This is a genomic window from Streptomyces sp. NPDC004065 (genome assembly GCF_044903565.1).
In the GTDB taxonomy this organism is placed as follows: domain Bacteria; phylum Actinomycetota; class Actinomycetes; order Streptomycetales; family Streptomycetaceae; genus Streptomyces.
The window spans coordinates 108413-124325 of record NZ_JBJDQT010000001.1; the positions used below are offsets into that span (position 1 = coordinate 108413).

A 15913-nucleotide genomic window follows, 5' to 3' on the forward strand; every position below is an offset into this window, starting at 1 on the left:
GCGCTCCGGTGGCTCCGGATGCTCCGGACGCTCCGGATCGGGCGGTGGTCATCTGGTGTTCTCCTTCACAGGGGTGTGCGGTTGGCTCCGGCGGCACACGCGGTCGCCGGCCGTCGGCGCTCGTGCGGCGGACGGGCGCGGTTGGCGGACCGGCCATGTGCCCGTCATGGCCGGCCCTCCGCCGGTGCGTGGGCCGAGGCCCGGGTCAGGGTGCGCATCGCGTGGATCAACAGGGCCGTCGCCGCGGTCCCGCAGGCCAGGACCGCGACCGCGCCCGGCCCCCAGACGGCCGTGAGGGTGTCGACGGGGACGGTGAGGGCGTCCCAGCCCGGCAGGCGGCCGGCGAAGACGGAGGCCTGGGCGATCGCCTCGACCGCGGCGGCGGCGCCCAGCGCGGTCGCCGGGGCCTGGGTGAAGCCGTGGACGGTGAGGAGGCGGGCGAGCAGCAACAGGGCGCCCAGGGTGAGGGTCTGCACCGGACGCGCGGGCTCGTGCAGGACCGCGGCGCAGGCGGCGAGCAGCGCGGTCAGGGCGCCCAGGAACAGGGCGAACACGCCGAGCAGCAGGGGCCGTACGGCGGCGGCGAACTCCTCCAGGCCGCGGCTGGCCGTGAGTCGGCGTGCCGCCCGCGCGGCGAACAGGTGCGCCGTCCAGGCGGCCGGGGCGCAGGCAAGGGTGAGCGCGAGGACGGGTGCCGTGGCCATGGGCCAGTCCCCGGCCGCGGTGAGGCCGGGCGGCCCGTCGGGGCCGCCGCCGACGGCGGTGCCGAGCAGGCCGTCACCGAGGAGGGCGTAGCCGAGCAGCCAGTACGTCCCCGGGCGTGTGCCCGGGGCGGACGTGCCGGGCAGGGTCTCCCGCCTGGGGGCTAGCGGGCCGCGGCGGAACAGGGCCCGCACGCTCAGGGCCACGGCGAGCACGCCGACGGCGGCGATCGCGAGGCGGGTGCGGCCTGCGGTGAGGCGCAGACCGGTCGTCGTGGCGGCGCACAGGGCGCCGGGCAGCAGGCCGAGGAGCACCAGCCGGCCGGCACGCACCCGGGGTGCGGCGGCGGCCGTCACGGGGCCGGCGGGCGCCTCCGCCTCGCGGGACGCCCGGGCGAACATCTCCTCGGCGAGCGAGAAGACGTCACGGTGGCGGAAGCGGGCGGCAGTGCGGTCGGTGACGCCGTGCGCCTCCAGGCCCGCGGCGATCTCCAGCGGGTCGACGGCCCGCTCGCACAGCTCGCGGTGGCGGTGCATCAGCGCCTTCACCGGGTCTGCGGCTCCCCGCCGGGAGGCGGGCACGGGTCTGCGGGAGGGGGCGGACCCGGCGTCCTGCGGTGCGCGGCCGGCGGTCATCGGGTGGCCTCCGTGGTGGGCGCGGGTGCCGGCGTGGTGGGCGCGGTGGTGGTGGGCGCCGTCGCGGTGGGCGCGGATGCCGCCGTCGTGGCCGCCGGGATGCGGGGTGGCCGGGCCGCGGGTCCGGGGACCGCCGGGTCCGTGGACCGGTCGAGGCCGGCAAGGTCCTGGGACCGGTCCGGTCCGGCGGGGTCCGTCGCCCGGTCCGGGCCGGGGGTGACCCAGGCCGGGCCGCCGCGGACGGTGTCGCGGGCCCCGACGTGGGCGGTGTCGCGGGCCCCGACGTGGGCGGTGTCGCGGGTGGTGACGCCGGCGGGGGCTCCGGGGCCGGTCCAGTGGCCGGGTACGTGGACCTCGGCCGGGACGGCGAACGGGAGGGGGTCGCCGCCGTCGTCGAGGACGACGCGCCGGACCGGGCAGTGGGAGACGATCTCGAGATAGATGCCGTGGAAGGCCGCGACGTTCTGCTCGACCGTGAAGAGTTCCAGCGCGCGGGCCCGGGCGGCGGCGCCCAGGCGGGCCCGGCGCTCGGGGTCGCGCAGCAGCGTCACGCACGCCTCGGCGAGCGCCCGCGGATTGCGCGGGGGCACCACGAGCCCGGTGCCCCCGATGACCTCCACGACCGCGCCGACGTCCGTGGAGACGGTCGCCCGGCCGCAGAACATGGCCTCGACCAGGCCGACGGGGAGGCCCTCGACGACGCTGGACAGCACGACCACGGCTCCCGCGGCATAGGCGTCGGCGGCGGTCGGCGCCTCCGGGCCGCCCAGTTCCTCGAAGGACACCGGGTTGTCGCCGACGGTGTGGAGGCCCTCGGCCTCGTCGGGGAAGAGCTGCGCGGCCAGGGCCCGGCAGTGCCCGAGGTAGGCGGCGCCGTCGGGACTGCCCGCCCCGCCCAGGATCCGCAGCCGGGCCGCGGGCTCCTGTCTGCGGACCTCGGCGAAGGCGTGCAGCAGGGACACCAGGTCCTTGGTGGGCTCGACGCGGCCGACCCACACCAGCGTGCCCGGGCCGGGGGCCTGCGGGCCCTCGCCGACCTCGGCGAAGGGCAGGGCGTCCATGCCCGGGTGGACGGTGCGCAGCCTGGCCCGGTCGGCTCCGCAGCGCTCCTGCCAGCGGCGGGTGTGGGCGTTGCCGTGGGTGACGACGGCGGCGCGCCGGTAGACCTCGGCGGCGAGCCGGCCGTGGAAGGCGGCGAGCAGGGCGCGGGCGGCCGGGGCGGTGCCGTCGGCGCCGGGGGCGAGGTAGTGGGCGCGCAGCGGTACGCCGTACTCGGTGACCAGCAGCGGGACCCCGCAGAAGTGGCGGGCGAGCAGTCCGGGCAGGGCGGCGGTGCCGCCGGAGGCCGCGTGGCACACGTCGGCGGCGCCCAGTCCGTCGTCCTCGTACCAGTCGAGCGAGAGGGGGCGCAGGGCGCGTTCGAGGTGCGCGGCCACCGTGAGCAGATCCGGTACGCGTGCGGTGCGCGCGGCACGTACGGCGCCGGGCGCGCGGCAGGCGCGCTCCAGTGCGCGGACGGCGGTCTCCGAGCGCAGCGCGCCCGTCAGGCCGCCCTCTTCGCGGGCGAGGTCCGCGAGCTCGTACAACGCACTGGCGAAACGGTCCGCCTCCTCCGGCGGGCCGTCTCCGGCCGGCGCGTCGGCGTCCGTCGCCCCCAGAGGGGCGTTGCTCGTCGCGGACAGGACCTCCGCGAGTTCCGAGAGGCACCCCGTGAGGCGTCGGCGTGCGCGGCGCCCGAGGACCGTGCCGTCGGTGCCGTCCGTCCACAGGGGCGCGGTGCGCACCCGGGCGACCTGCGGCGGCAGCGGAAGCCGGCCCTCGCGCTCCTGCTGCCGGCTGCGGCTGAGCGCGTAGAGGTCGAACTCGTGCTGCTCGAGCCCGTGCACGAGCCGTTCGCACCAGAGTCCGGCGTCACCGCCCACATACGGGTAGCCACCCTCCGTCACCAGTCCGATGCGCACGCGTGCACCCCCGCTCTCTCCCGTCTCCTCCTGGGGAGCCGCCGTCGCACCGGCGGCTCGCAGCGGGAAGAACGTATGCGGACAAGGCGGTGGTGCGACGGACGGTTGTCCGTCGCACCACCAAAAGGGGTGAACGGTCGTAACTTTCCTGCGCGGGTCGCGTTCCGTCGCGCTAGAAGTTCACTCGGACACGAAAGGTCACACGGCGGCCGGTTCCCGGCGCGCCGCGCGCCGGCGGGCGGCGATCCCGGGGTCCAGGGACGGTACGGCGTTCAGCAGCTGCCTGGTGTAGGGGTCCCGCGGCGACGCGTACACGCGGTCGGCCGGGCCCTCCTCCACGATCCGGCCGCGGCGCATCACCGCGACCCGGTCGCTGACCTGCCGCACCACGGCCAGGTCGTGCGCGACGAAGACCAGTGCGAGCCCGAGCTCCCGCTGCAACTCTCCCAGCAGCGCGATCACTTGGGCCTGGGTGGTGACGTCGAGCGCGGACACCGGCTCGTCGCACACGATCACCCGCGGGTCCGCCGCGAGCGCCCGCGCGATGCCCACGCGCTGGCGCTGTCCGCCGCTGAACTCGTGCGGGTAGCGGTCGTGGTGCGCCCCTTCCAGGCCCACGCGCTCCAGCAGCTCCCGCACGCGTTCCCGGATGCGCCCCTCGTCGCGTTCGCCCCGGGCGCGCAGCGGGTCGGCGATGGACTCGCCCACGCCGCGGCGGGGGTTGAGCGAGGAGACCGGGTCCTGGAAGACCATCTGCACCGCGGGCCGCACGCCCCCGCGGGAGCGGCCCTCGAAGCGGACCTCGCCGGCCGTCGGGTCCAGCAGCCCGACCAGCATGCGGCCCAGCGTGGTCTTGCCGCTGCCGCTCTCGCCCACGATGCCGAGGGTCTCCCCCCGGCGCACCGCCAGGGACACCCCGTCCACGGCCGCGAAGGCCCGCTTGCCGCGCCCGAACTCACGGCGCAGCCCCGCCGCCTCCAGCACGGGCGGCTCACCGGCTCCGCCGGCCACCGGGCCGGCTCCCCCCGTCACCGCGTCGGCCGCGGTCACCGAGTGGGCCCCGGCCACCGCATCGGCGTCGGAGACCGCCGCCCGCGCCGCGCCGCCGTCCGCACCGGCCCCGGGCACCTCGCCGTCCGCACCGGCCCCGGGCAATCCGGCGGACTCCGCCGCACCGGCGGCCTTCGCGACCGCGCCCGTCCCGCCCCGTACCGGCTTCCGCGCCATGTCCACGCGCGGGACCGCGCCGAGCAGTTCCCTGGTGTACGGCTGCGCGGGCGCGCCCAGCACGCCGTCCACCGGGCCGTGCTCCACGGCCCGTCCGTGCCGCATGACCAGCACCTCGTCCACGCTCTCGGCGGCGACCCCCACGTCATGGGTGACGAGCAGCAGGCCCATGCCGGTCTCCTCGCGCAGCGCGTGCAGCAGGTCGAGGATCTGCGCCTGGACGGTCACGTCCAGCGCCGTGGTCGGCTCGTCGGCGATCAGCAGATCCGGCTCGCACGCCAGCGCCATCGCGATCAGCGCACGCTGGCGCATGCCGCCGCTGAACTCGTGCGGGCGCGAACGCGAGCGCCGGGGCGCGTCCGGTATGCCGACCCGGCCCAGCACCTCCACGGCACGCGCGCGTGCCGCGCGCCGGGGCGCCCGCGTGTGCACCCGGTACACCTCGGCGATCTGGTCGCCGATCGCGTAGTACGGGTCGAGGGACGACAACGGGTCCTGGAACACCATGGCGGCCCGCCCGCCGCGCAGCCGCCGCAGCTCCTCGTCACCGGCCCGCTGGACGTCGACGCCGGCCACGCGGACCCCGCCGCGCACCCGCGCCCCGGTTCCGCGGTGCAGCCCCAGCAGGGCGGAGGCGACCGTGGACTTGCCCGAACCGGACTCGCCGACCAGGGCCAGGGCGGCCCCCGGCGCCAGCCGGAAGGAGAGCCCGTCCACGGCGCGCAGCGCCCCGAACTCGACCGTGAGGTCCGTGACGTCGACCAGGCTCATACGAGTACCACCCGTCGGTCGGCCACCGCGTACAGGACGTCCGCGACGGCGTTGGCGATGACGACGAAGAAGCCGACGACCAGGACCATGCCGACGACCACCGGCAGGTCCACGGCCTTCACCGCGTGCACCAGCTCCTGGCCGATGCCCGGCAGGCCGAACAGGGTCTCGGTGAGGACGGCCCCGCCGACGGCCGAGCCGACGTTGTTGGCGTTCAGCGCGATCACGGGCGCCAGCGCGCCGCGCAGGGCGTGCCGTCCGACGATCGCGCGTTCGCCCACGCCGTACGCCCGGAAGGTGCGGATGTGGTCCTCGGCGAGCGTCTCCAGCATCGCCGCCCGGGTGAGCCGGGCGAACGCGGCCGCCTCGATCAGGGCCAGCGACAGCCAGGGCAGCAGCAGGTTCCACGCCCACTGCTCGGGGTCGTCGGTGAACTTCACGTACTGCGGAAAGGGCAGCAGCCGGAGCTCGCCGCAGACGACGATCATCAGGACCAGCCCGAGCACGAAGACGGGCGTCGCCCAGCCGGCGAGCGTGACGACGGTCAGCAGGCGCTCGGAGAGCCGGCCGCGCCGCCATGCGGACAGCACGCCGCTGCCGACGCCGAGGACCAGCCACAGCACCATGGCGCCGAGGACCAGCGACAGGCTGACCGGCAGCTTGGTCAGGATGATGTCCAGGACCTGCCGGTCGCTCTGGTACGACAGCCCCAGGCAGGGCGCCGGGCAGTGCTGCACCGAGGTGCCCGTCGAGTAGTCCTGGCCGGCGAAGAGGCCCTGAAGGAAGTGCCAGTAGCGCAGGGGCAGCGGGTCGTCGAGCCTGAGCTGCGCGGCGACCTGGTGCACCTGTTCGGGTGAGCAGCGCGGTCCGCAGGTGATCTGGGCGACGTCGCCGGGGGTGGCGTAGAAGACGACGTGGACGAGCACCGAGATGGCGAGCAGGGTGACCGCCGTGCCCACGGCGCGGCGCAGCAGGAAGCCGCCGAGTCCGCCGAAGCCGCTCATGCGGACGCCTCCTCGTCATGGCCCGGCGCCTTGTCACCGCCGGACGCCTTGTCACCGCCGGACGCCTTGTCGCTGCTCGGCGCCTTGTCCTCGCGGCCGGTGCCGACGCGCAGGCGGGAGGCCGCGCGCGGGTCCAGGGCGGTGCGCACGCCGTCGCCGAGGACGGTGAGGGCGAGGACGGTGACGAACAGGGCTCCGGCCGGCAGCAGCAGGTACTGCGGCGCCGCCTGGTACCAGACGTCGGCCGCGGTGAGCATCTGCCCCCAGGACGGTGTCGGCGGCTTCACGCCGACACCCAGGAAGGACAGGGCCGCCTCGGCGGAGATGTTCGTGGGCACCAGCAGCGCGGCGTAGGTGATGACGGGCGCGGCGAGGCCCGGCAGCAACTCCCGCCGGGCGATCCGCCGGACGCTCCAGCCGCTGAGCCGGGCGGCGGAGACGTAGTCGAGCCCCTTGAGGGCGAGGGTCTGCGCTCGCACGATCTTCGCGATGTTGCCCCACGCGATCAGGCCGATGACGAGCGTGACCAGGACGGGCCGGGGGAAGCTCGACGGCACGATCGCGAGCAGGGCCAACGACATGATCATCAAGGGCAGGGCCACGATGACGTCCGTGGCGCGGCTCAACACTTGATCAACCCATCGGTTGCCGAGGGCGGCGGCCATGCCGACCACGACGCCGACGGTGACCTCGATCAGGGTGGCCGCCAGGGCCACGCCCAGCGACACCCGTGCCCCGTACACGAGCCGTGCGAACAGGTCGCGGCCGGTCTGCGGCTCGACGCCCAGCCAGTGGCCGGCGCTCGCGCCGCCGAACGGCCCGACCGGCACGCCTCCGCGCGCGGAGTCGACCAGGGACGGGTGGTAGGTGGTCGGGTCCTGGCCCTCCAGCGCGGTGAGCAGCGGCGCGGCGAGCGCGACCAGGACGAGGAGGGCGACGACGGCCGCCGCGACGAGGGCGGCGCGCCGCGCGCGCAGCCGCCGCCAGAACTGACGGGCCCCCGTGGCCGCCGGGACGGGGCTGTCCGTCCCGGCGGCCGGGGAGGCGGCAAGGGCCTGGCTCACGGCGTCACTTCACCGCGACCTGGGAGATGTCCAGCACGCCGGTCCAGTCGCTGATCACGACGTTCCTGACGTCCTTGCCGTACAGGCGCTTGTAGACGGGGTGGAACAGCGGCACGGTCAGGGCCTGCTCGCCGATCTTCTTGTCCAGGGCGCCCCACCGCCGGGCGGCGGCGTCGAGGTCGGTCAACTTGTTGATCGCATCAATCTCGTTGTTGACGGACCTGTCGTTCAGCAGGCCGGTGTTGAAGTTCGCGCCGTTCTTGACGATCTGCCGGCCGTCGAAGATCGGGGCCAGGAACGGACCGCCGGAGGGCCAGTCGGCGCCCCAGTGGGCGAGGAAGAAGCCCGGCTCGGTCCTCACGTCGTGGATCTTGTCGGAGTAGTCGTTGTCCTCCAGGCCCTGGAGTCTGACGGTGATCCCGGCCTTCTTGAGCGCGTCCTGGACCGCGGTGGCGATCTCCGGGCTGGTCTCGGAGTCCTTGCTGTTGGAGTGGGTCAGCGTGATGGTGAGCCCGTTGCCGTGACCGGCCTCCTTCAGCAGCCGGCGGGCCTTGGCCGGGTCGCCCGACTTCCCTGCCGGGAAGAGGTCGTAGGGCGTGTGGCCGAAGGACTTCTGGTCGGGCAGGAAGGTGGTCGCGGGCTCGGCGAGCGCGGAGCCGCCCGCCGCGTTGACGACCGACGACCGGTCGACGGCGTACGAGATCGCCTGCCGCACCCTGATGTCGTCGAACGGCTTGACCGTGGGGTTGAACGCCAGGTAGTTCGTGTAGCCGAAGTGGCCGGTGCCCACGCGGGCGGCCAGCTCCTTGTCGCCGGTCACCTTGGCGAGTTCGGCGGGGCCGAGGTTGGTGTCCGTGGTGACCGCGGCGGCGTCCGCACCCTGGGACGCGGACAGCCGCTGGTTGATCACCGAGGAGTCCAGCCCCGACCGTACGTCGATCCGGTCCGGGTAGGCCTTGCGCTCGGCGTCGGTGGCGGCCGACCAGTGGGTGTTGCGCTCCAGGACGAGGTGCTCGCCGTCGTTCTCGTTCCTCACGACCTTGTAGGGGCCGGACGAGACCGGGTGCTCCTCGTACTTCGTGCCGGTGTCCTTGGCCTTCGGCACCGGCGTGAACTGCGTCTGGGTGGCCAGGAAGGGGAACTCGCCCTCGGGCTTGTTCAGATGGAAGACGATGGTCCGGCTGTCCGGCGTCTCGATCGCGGCGAGGCCCTTCTTGTCCTTGTACGGCCCCTGGTAGCCGGCCGCGCCGGCCAGCCAGTCGCGCAGGTAGGGGGCGCCGCCGGAGAGTTCGGGCGCGAAGGAGCGCTCGATGCCGTACTTGACGTCGGCCGAGGTGATCGGCGTGCCGTCCTCGTACTTCAGGCCCTTCTTCAGGGTGTACGTCCACACGGTCGCGTTCTCGCTGGGGCGCCCGGTGTCGGTGGCGAGGTCCGGGACGACCTTCGCGCCGGCCGCGCCGTTCTCGCGGTTGCGGGTGGTGAGCGTGCGGAAGACGAGGGAGGGGACGTTGCCGCCGCCGGAGGTGTACAGGCGCGCGGGGTCGAAGTCCTGCTGGGGACTGGCGTTCAGCACGGTCAGGGTGCCGCCCTTGTGGGGCGGGGAGTCACCGCCCGTGCCCTTGGCATCGTTGTCCTCGGGCCCGCAGGCGGCGGCGCCCGCCGCCACGGCCACGGCGAGCGACACGGCGGCCAGGCGGGATCTCTTCACGGACGGTTGACGCATCGGAATGACGACCTCTCGGAGGGAGTCTCGGGCGTCCCGGATCGCGAGACGCATTGACGAGGAGTGAGACGACAATGCACAGACGTCTGCCTCGGCGGCGGGTCGTCGGAACACCGCGCACCCTCGGACGTGGCGGCTGTGAGCCGTCAGGTGCCAGGGGTCACGGCGGGGAAAGGGGGGTGCGACGCGCGCGCCGGAGGGCGGGCGTCAGCGACAGTGGACGTCGGCCACGCAGAGGGCGGTCACGCCGATGAGCGCGAGCTCGATGGCTGCGCTGTCGACGGCATGACGGGACCACATGCGCAGAAATATGAACGAACTTTCGGCGTGTGTCAATGTGACGAGAGTGGCGCCTGTCAACTCGTGGGGTGCGGCCAGGGGTTGGGCAGGCAGTGGATGCCGTCGTGGTCCAGGAACTTGGTCTGCTGCTGCATCACGGGCGCCAGGCCGCCGTCCTTGTCGCAGGTGACGTGGCCGAAGCCGAGCCGGTGGCCCACCTCGTGGTTGATCAGCATCTGCCGGTAGGCGAACATCCGGTCGCCGAAGGTCTTCGAGCCCTGGGCCCACCGGTAGGCGTTGATCATGACGCGCTCGGTGGCGGCCGAGTCGCACGAGACGTTGTCCTCGGTGGTGTCCAGGCCCGACTTGGCGCACCAGGTGGCCGTGGTGCCGGGGCTGGCCAGCGTGATCACGAAGTCGGCCTTGCCGGAGGAGACGCGCTCGAAGGTGCGGGCGCCTGCGTGGGCCCAACTGCGGTCGTCGTTGAGCGTCTTCTGGACGGCCTCGGCGAACAGCAGGCCGTCGAGTCCGAGGCCCTGCTCCACATCGACCCGGTAGGTGTACGTGCGTCCCTTGCCAGGCGCCTTGGCGGAGCCCGGCACGGTCTCGAACCGGCCCGACCCCTTGAGGTCCGCCCCGAGCGGGTACTTGGCACTCATCTTCTGGTCGTACGTCAGCACCGTCGCCTTGGGCGGCGCGGCCGGGTCCGCCTGGCCGCCCAGGGCGCTCCGCGCGTCGCCGGCCCGGTCCGGGGCGCTCTGCGCCCGGGCTCCCGGGTCCCCGTTGCCGTCGGTGACCTGTCCGGCGACGACGACGGCGAGCACGGTGGTGACGGCCGCGGCGGCGATGCCGGTGAACGTCCGGCCCTTGGTGCCCCTGGCGGACGCGGGCTCGTCGGCGGGCGGGGCGGTGTCGCCGTCGGCGCCACTGCCCCCGGCGGGCACGGCGCCGTGCTCGGCGGGGGCCGCGGCGCCGGTCACGGCGGACGCGGCACCGCGCGGCCGGGGCACGAAGAGGTCCTGGTCGCTGTCGAAGGCGTCGAGGTAGTCCTGCCTCGGCGCACCCGGGGAGGCGGGCACCGGCGCCTCGGCGGGCGCCCGCCGCTGCCGGGGGAACGGGGCGCCCGGACGGGGCGAGGTGACGGGTCCCGCGGGAGCGGCACGACCGGCGGCAGCACCGGGAACGACACCGGCGCCCGGGCCGGCGGCGGTCCCGGGGAAGACGCCGGCACCCGGGCCGGCGGCGGCTGCCCGCCCCCGTGCCCCACGGATTCCGGCACCGCCCTGCGGCCCCAACTGCCCCCAGCCGCCGCCCGCTTCCCACTGCTCGGGATGTCCGCCCCTGGCCTGGGGAACGCCGCGCGCGGGAGTCCCGTCGGGCAGCCGCGGCACACCGTGCGCGGGGGTGCCGTCCGGGAAACGGGGGACGCCGTGCGCCGGCGTACCGTCGGGGAACCCGCCGTACGCGGGGCCGCCGCCCTGGTGCCGCCCGGGCAGCGGGCCGGTGCCCGGCCACGGTCCCGCGGGCGGGCCCTGGACGGTCCCCGGACGCCCTTGCGGGCCGCCGCTCCAGCCGCCCGGCCCCGTCAGGCCCTCGGCGGCACCCCGTGTGTCGCGGCCGCCGTCCTGGCCGAACCGGCCGTGCTGGTTTGTCGGGAAGCCCGGATCCCCCGGTCCCTCCGGACCGCTCCGGTCGTCGCGGCCGCCGGAAGCGCCCCGTCCCTCCCGGCCTTCCCGGCCGTCCCGTCCCGCGGTCGTGGCGCCGGTGCTCTTGGGAGCAGGCCCGCGGCGGCTGTGGCGTCCCACTTGGGCCTCAGCCTCCCGCGCTCGTGTCTGTGTCCGTGCCTGTGTCTGTGTCTGTGTCTGTGTCTGCGTCGGTACGTGCAGCTGTACCTGTACCTGTACCTGTACCTGTGTCTACGTCCGTGCCCCTGCCCGTGTTCACGTCCGTGGCCGTGCCCGTAGTCACGTTCGCGTCCGCGTCGCCGCCAGTACCCTTGCCCGCCCCGGCGTCAGGGGCCGCAGCCGCACCGGATCTCCCGGGGCCGCCCGGGCCGCCGGCCGTCTCCGTGCGCCTGGCCTTCACCGCGTCCAACTCTCCCGTCTCCACCAGAAGTTCCCGGAACGCGGTGGCGACCGTCTCCGGGTACTCCATCATCGCAACATGCCCGGCGTCCGGGAGCGTCACGAGGCGGGAGTCGCGGAAGGCGCGGGCCGCGCGCTGGGCCATGCGGAAGCCGACCAGCCGGTCCCGGCCACCGTAGACCAGCAGTGTGGGCGCGAGAACCCGCTCGGCCTGGCGCCACAGCCCGTGCTGACCGCCCAGCGTGTAGGCGTCCACCAGCCCGCGCGCGGAACGCGCCATCGCGTCCCAGAAGTACGGCAGCCGCAGCCGGCGCTCCATCTCCTGCACGGCGTTGCGGAACCCCTCCGGCGTGACCCGGCCGGGGTCGCCGTAGCACAGGGCCATGACCGAGCGGACCCGCTGCTCCGCCGTCCAGGCCCGGGTGAGCCGGGTGAAGAGCGCGGCCACGCCCGGCACCGCGAGCAGCCCGGTCGGCACGGCGGTGCGCTGCACCCGTAGCTCGGGCAGCGCGGGCGATACCAGGGTGAGCGTCCGTACGAGGTCCGGCCGCAGCGCGGCGACGCGCGTCGACACCGCGCCGCCCAGCGAGTTGCCGAACAGATGGACCGGTCCGCGCCCGGACGCGTCCAGGAGGCGGATCACCGCGCGCGCGTGGGCGCTGACGGAGTAGTTGCCGTCGTCCGGTGGCGGGGAGTCGCCGAAGCCCGGCAGGTCGGGCGCCTCGCCGTCGACGACACCGTCGAGCTCCGCCATCAGCGCCGACCAGTTCTGCGAGGAGCCGCCCAGCCCGTGGACGAACAGCGCGGGCGGCAGCCCTTCGCGCACGGGCGGCCTCGACCGGACCGACAGGGTGATCCCCGGCAGTGCCACCGTGCGCAGCCGCTCCCCTTCCCCGGCCCTGACGGGAGCCACCCTCGGAAGGACGTTGGCGGGCGGCACGGAGGGCAGCTCGGTCGAAGACATGCGGCAATGTTACGAGGCGATCACACAGTGGTTCATGTGTTCGCCGTCACAGATCGCACGCGGACCGGGTCCCGAATCGCATAGCGTCCACTTCGGGTGTCTCCTACGCTCGTACAGAGGGCACCCGCATGTGGCCCCTGCTTCTTCCAGGGACATCCGTAGGAAGGGAGCCCAGCATGGCATTCGACCCCACCGATCCCGAGACGTTCGACGACGAGGCCGCCGCCGAGGAGATCGACGTCGAGGCTCCGGAGAACGACGCCGCCGAGCAGCAGGCGGACATCGCTCCGGAGGACGACGACCCGCTCACCGAGGTGGACCCCGACCGCGGCAACGAGGCGGACCTGATCGAGCAGGCGAGGGTGGTCTCCCTCGACGAGGACGACTACCGGTGAGGTGCGGGACGACGCCCGGGGAAGACCGCCGCTGAGCAGGAGTGGAGCCGGGCCTTGCCCGGCCCGCCCCGGTTTGAAACCTTCTGTGCCTTTCGCTGCCGTCCGGTCCGTGAAATTCTGCGTTCGCACCGCGCACAGCAGGGTTACCGAAAAGTACGATGGCGGCGCGGCGCACACCGCATGTGGACGACTTTGGGAGGCGGCGTGACAGCCATCGAGCAGACAGAGGCGGCACGCCCGCGAGGCACGCGCCTGCCGCGCCGTGCCCGACGGAACCAGCTGCTGGGCGCCGCCCAGGAAGTGTTCGTGGCGCAGGGCTATCACGCGGCCGCCATGGACGACATCGCCGAGCGGGCCGGCGTCAGCAAGCCGGTGCTCTACCAGCACTTCCCGGGCAAGCTCGACCTCTATCTGGCGCTGCTGGACCAGCACTGCGAGGCGCTCATCCAGTCGGTGCGCGGCGCGCTCGCCTCGACCACGGACAACAAGCAGCGCGTGCGGGCCACGATGGACGCCTACTTCGCCTACGTCGAGGACGACGGCGGCGCCTTCCGGCTGGTCTTCGAGTCGGACCTGACCAACGAGCCCGCGGTGCGCGAGCGCGTCGACAAGGTCACCAACGAGTGCGCCGAGGCCATCTGCGAGGTCATCGCCGAGGACACCGGCCTCTCGCGCGCGGAGTCGATGCTGCTCGCCTCGGGTCTGGGCGGCCTCGCCCAGGTGGTGGCCCGCTCCTGGCTGCACAGCGACCGCAGCGTGCCGCGCGACCAGGCGGTGCAGCTGCTCACCTCCCTCGCCTGGCGGGGCATCGCCGGCTTCCCGCTGCACGGCAGCGAGCAGCACCACTGAGCGTCCCCGCTGAGCAGCACCACCGAGCGTCCCCGCCGCAGCACGACCGAGCGGACCGCTGCCCGCCGCAGGCCCACAGGGCTTCGGCGGGCAGCGGCTTCGCGGCGGCCCTCTTCCCGTCCCCTGTTCGCTCCTGGCGTTCTTCGGCGGAGCGTGTCCGTCCCCTCACCGGGCTAATGTGTGCTGGGTACGGCGCGGAAGGTCGCGCACTTCACTGACCGTCGGAGGGACATAGCCGTGGAGGTCAAGATCGGCGTGCAGCACGCGCCCCGCGAGATCGTTCTGGAGAGCGGTCAGAGTGCCGAGGAGGTCGAGCGGGCGGTGGCCGAGGCACTGGCGGGCAAGTCGCAGCTGCTGACCCTTGTGGACGAGCACGGCCGCAAGGTGCTGGTCCCGGCCGAGCGCCTCGCCTACGTCGAGCTGGGCGAGCCGGCCCCGCGCAAGGTGGGCTTCGGCGCGCTGTAGCCGACCGACCGGCCGCGCGCGCACCGCACACGGGCGGCGGACGACGCGGACGGACGCGACGAGGGGCCCGGCGGCAGTGCCGCCGGGCCCCTCGTGCGTTCCCGCGACTCCCCGCACACCCCTCACCGGGCAGTCCTTGCTCCTTCCTGGACGACCGGTTCACGAACAGCGCCGCACAGCCGGTTCACGCACGGCCCCTCAGGGCGGGTTCACGAACAGCCCAGGGGAAAGGGTTGTGCTCCGCAGGTCAGGGGTATGACGGGCTACGACCGTCGAGCACCGGCCGCCTGCGTGGGAGGGACTCGTAATGATCTTGGAAGCGCTCGGCTCCGCCGTGCTCGGCCTGCTGTTCGGCTGGGCCGCGCTCCACCGCCTGTCCCACCGGCTGCCGTCCCGCCGCCTGGTGCTGTCGACCGGGATCGCGGGCGCGCTCTTCGGTGACTTCGTCACGCACAGCGCGCTCGGCACCGGCAGCGTCCTGCCGGGGCTGCTGGGCGCGGCCGTCGTGTCCGCCGCCTCCCTCTCGCTGCTGCTGCGCCCCGCGGGAAGACTGCGCCGGCGATCGGCGCCGGCCTGACCCGGCGCCGCCGGCGGCGCGTCCCCTGAACGGCGGCAGGCGTGGCGCCAGGGCGCAACACGCCCTGGCTAGGCCGCCAGCCCCAGCGCGGCCATCCGCTTGGTGTGCGCCTCGGTGATACGGGAGAACATCCGGCCGACCTCGGCCAGGTCGAAGCCGTCCGCCACGCCGCCGACCAGCATCGTGGACAGCGCGTCCCGGTCGGCGACCACCCGCTGGGACTGCGACAGGGCCTCGCCCATCAGGCGCCGCGCCCACAGCGCGAGCCGGCCGCCGACCCGCGGGTCCGCGTCGATCGCCGCGCGCACCTTCTCGACCGCGAAGCCGGCGTGCCCGGTGTCGTCGAGGACGGCCAGCACCAGTTCCCGGGTGTCCGAGTCCAGCCGGACGGCCACCTCGCGGTAGAAGTCGCTGGCGATCGAGTCGCCGACGTAGGCCTTGACGAGCCCCTCCAGCCAGTCCGAGGGCGCCGTCTGCTTGTGGAAGCCGTCGAGCGCGGCGACGAACGGCTCCATCGCGCGGGTCGGCTCCTCGCCGATCTCCGTGAGCCGGTCGCGCAGCCGCTCGAAGTGGTGGAACTCGGCCGACGCCATCTTCGCCAGTTCCGCCTTGTCCGCGAGGGTGGGCGCCAGCTTGGCGTCCTCCGCGAGCCGTTCGAACGCCGCGAGCTCTCCGTACGCGAGCGCGCCGAGCAGGTCCACGACCGCGGCGCGGTACTGCGGGTCGGCGGCGGCCGTGGCCCAGTCCTGGGCGGCGATGCCGGTGCGGCCGGCGGACGCGTCGGAGGGGTTGTCAGGCTTGTCAGAGCTCGTCATGCAGCGCACAATAGCCCGCTCGGCGCTCCTGCGAAGGACCTGGTCAACCAGTGTGACGACGACTACGTGACCAAATCGGCCATCGCGTGTGCGCGTTTCCGGGGTATGGTGGTAATGCGCCTGCTGCGTATGCCGAGGTTTTCCGACGTACAGCGACAGGCCGCACGCATGAGGATGCCCGGTCGGTGGCCCGATCGGCTCCGACCCGACAGCCCTCCCTGACCGTACGGCACCACGCGTACGACGATCGGAGGGACACCCTCAGCGGTACGAGCGCTGGGCCTGTCCACGGACGGGTCCTGGAGCGTCGGCAGAGGTCCCGTGCCATTCGGCCGGTCCGAGCGGTTCGCCCGCACGGCCGCCGACGTCCCCGGCACGGTCTGACACGACCCCCGCGC

General features: G+C 74.2%; 14 protein-coding genes. 4 read left to right on the forward strand and 10 right to left on the reverse strand.

Annotation, left to right across the window (positions count from 1 at the left end; genetic code table 11):
* Window positions 1-164: 164 nt before the first annotated feature.
* The 9 genes from ACI2LW_RS00505 to ACI2LW_RS00545 form a co-directional block, all read right to left on the reverse strand.
* Window positions 165-1337, reverse strand: a complete 1173-nt coding sequence (locus tag ACI2LW_RS00505) for a hypothetical protein (protein WP_404728898.1) — start codon at window positions 1335-1337, stop codon at window positions 165-167.
* Complete coding sequence (locus ACI2LW_RS00510) at window positions 1334-3298, reverse strand: DUF3492 domain-containing protein (protein ID WP_404728899.1); 1965 nt, start codon at window positions 3296-3298, stop codon at window positions 1334-1336. The genes ACI2LW_RS00505 and ACI2LW_RS00510 overlap by 4 nt, the downstream gene beginning before the upstream one ends.
* A gap of 198 nt (window positions 3299-3496) precedes the next feature.
* Complete coding sequence (locus ACI2LW_RS00515; RefSeq protein ID WP_404728900.1) at window positions 3497-5296, reverse strand: dipeptide ABC transporter ATP-binding protein; 1800 nt, start codon at window positions 5294-5296, stop codon at window positions 3497-3499.
* The gene (locus tag ACI2LW_RS00520; protein ID WP_404728901.1) at window positions 5293-6300 is read right to left on the reverse strand and encodes an ABC transporter permease; all 1008 of its coding nucleotides are present in this window, start codon (window positions 6298-6300) and stop codon (window positions 5293-5295) included. Before ACI2LW_RS00520 ends, ACI2LW_RS00515 begins: the two co-directional genes overlap by 4 nt.
* Window positions 6297-7364, reverse strand: a complete 1068-nt coding sequence (locus ACI2LW_RS00525) for an ABC transporter permease (RefSeq protein WP_404728902.1) — start codon at window positions 7362-7364, stop codon at window positions 6297-6299. Before ACI2LW_RS00525 ends, ACI2LW_RS00520 begins: the two co-directional genes overlap by 4 nt.
* 4 nt (window positions 7365-7368) lie before the next feature.
* Window positions 7369-9087, reverse strand: a complete 1719-nt coding sequence (locus ACI2LW_RS00530) for an ABC transporter substrate-binding protein (protein ID WP_404728903.1) — start codon at window positions 9085-9087, stop codon at window positions 7369-7371.
* A gap of 207 nt (window positions 9088-9294) precedes the next feature.
* A complete protein-coding gene (locus ACI2LW_RS00535) occupies window positions 9295-9387 on the reverse strand; it encodes an Ms4533A family Cys-rich leader peptide (RefSeq protein WP_404728904.1) in 93 nt (30 codons plus the stop codon).
* A 56-nt stretch (window positions 9388-9443) separates the two neighbouring features.
* Window positions 9444-11171, reverse strand: coding sequence for a DUF3152 domain-containing protein (locus tag ACI2LW_RS00540; RefSeq protein WP_404728905.1), 1728 nt, complete (start codon window positions 11169-11171; stop codon window positions 9444-9446).
* Window positions 11172-11178: 7 nt separating this feature from the next.
* Window positions 11179-12414 carry an alpha/beta fold hydrolase gene (locus tag ACI2LW_RS00545; protein ID WP_404728906.1) on the reverse strand — a complete coding sequence of 412 codons (1236 nt, stop codon included), beginning with the start codon at window positions 12412-12414 and terminating at the stop codon, window positions 11179-11181.
* A 176-nt stretch (window positions 12415-12590) separates the two neighbouring features.
* Between ACI2LW_RS00545 and ACI2LW_RS00550 the strand changes: the two genes are divergently transcribed.
* The 4 genes from ACI2LW_RS00550 to ACI2LW_RS00565 all read left to right on the forward strand — a co-directional run bounded on the left by ACI2LW_RS00550 (window position 12591) and on the right by ACI2LW_RS00565 (window position 14700).
* Window positions 12591-12809: a hypothetical protein gene (locus ACI2LW_RS00550; RefSeq protein ID WP_404728907.1), complete on the forward strand. Its 219-nt coding sequence runs from the start codon at window positions 12591-12593 to the stop codon at window positions 12807-12809.
* 204 nt (window positions 12810-13013) lie between these two features.
* The gene (locus ACI2LW_RS00555) at window positions 13014-13658 is read left to right on the forward strand and encodes a TetR/AcrR family transcriptional regulator (protein WP_404728908.1); all 645 of its coding nucleotides are present in this window, start codon (window positions 13014-13016) and stop codon (window positions 13656-13658) included.
* 237 nt (window positions 13659-13895) lie between these two features.
* Window positions 13896-14123 carry a DUF3107 domain-containing protein gene (locus ACI2LW_RS00560; protein WP_189705270.1) on the forward strand — a complete coding sequence of 76 codons (228 nt, stop codon included), beginning with the start codon at window positions 13896-13898 and terminating at the stop codon, window positions 14121-14123.
* 307 nt (window positions 14124-14430) lie between these two features.
* The gene (locus tag ACI2LW_RS00565; protein ID WP_404728909.1) at window positions 14431-14700 is read left to right on the forward strand and encodes a hypothetical protein; all 270 of its coding nucleotides are present in this window, start codon (window positions 14431-14433) and stop codon (window positions 14698-14700) included.
* Between the two features lie 68 nt (window positions 14701-14768).
* On the opposite strand, the gene ACI2LW_RS00570 is transcribed toward ACI2LW_RS00565, so the two are convergent.
* Window positions 14769-15515 (reverse strand): ferritin-like domain-containing protein, encoded by a 747-nt coding sequence (locus ACI2LW_RS00570; RefSeq protein ID WP_404728910.1) that lies wholly within the window; start codon window positions 15513-15515, stop codon window positions 14769-14771.
* Window positions 15516-15913: the final 398 nt, after the last annotated feature.

Excerpts from the sequence above, each read along its gene's own strand:
- ACI2LW_RS00515 (WP_404728900.1), bottom strand. The coding sequence starts at position 5,296 with ATGAGCCTGGTCGACGTCACGGACCTCACGGTCGAGTTCGGGGCGCTG.
- ACI2LW_RS00570 (WP_404728910.1), bottom strand. The coding sequence starts at position 15,515 with ATGACGAGCTCTGACAAGCCTGACAACCCCTCCGACGCGTCCGCCGGC.
- ACI2LW_RS00530 (WP_404728903.1), bottom strand. The coding sequence starts at position 9,087 with ATGCGTCAACCGTCCGTGAAGAGATCCCGCCTGGCCGCCGTGTCGCTC.
- ACI2LW_RS00520 (WP_404728901.1), bottom strand. The coding sequence starts at position 6,300 with ATGAGCGGCTTCGGCGGACTCGGCGGCTTCCTGCTGCGCCGCGCCGTG.
- ACI2LW_RS00550 (WP_404728907.1), top strand. The coding sequence starts at position 12,591 with ATGGCATTCGACCCCACCGATCCCGAGACGTTCGACGACGAGGCCGCC.
- ACI2LW_RS00565 (WP_404728909.1), top strand. The coding sequence starts at position 14,431 with ATGATCTTGGAAGCGCTCGGCTCCGCCGTGCTCGGCCTGCTGTTCGGC.
- ACI2LW_RS00505 (WP_404728898.1), bottom strand. The coding sequence starts at position 1,337 with ATGACCGCCGGCCGCGCACCGCAGGACGCCGGGTCCGCCCCCTCCCGC.
- ACI2LW_RS00535 (WP_404728904.1), bottom strand. The coding sequence starts at position 9,387 with ATGTGGTCCCGTCATGCCGTCGACAGCGCAGCCATCGAGCTCGCGCTC.
- ACI2LW_RS00545 (WP_404728906.1), bottom strand. The coding sequence starts at position 12,414 with ATGTCTTCGACCGAGCTGCCCTCCGTGCCGCCCGCCAACGTCCTTCCG.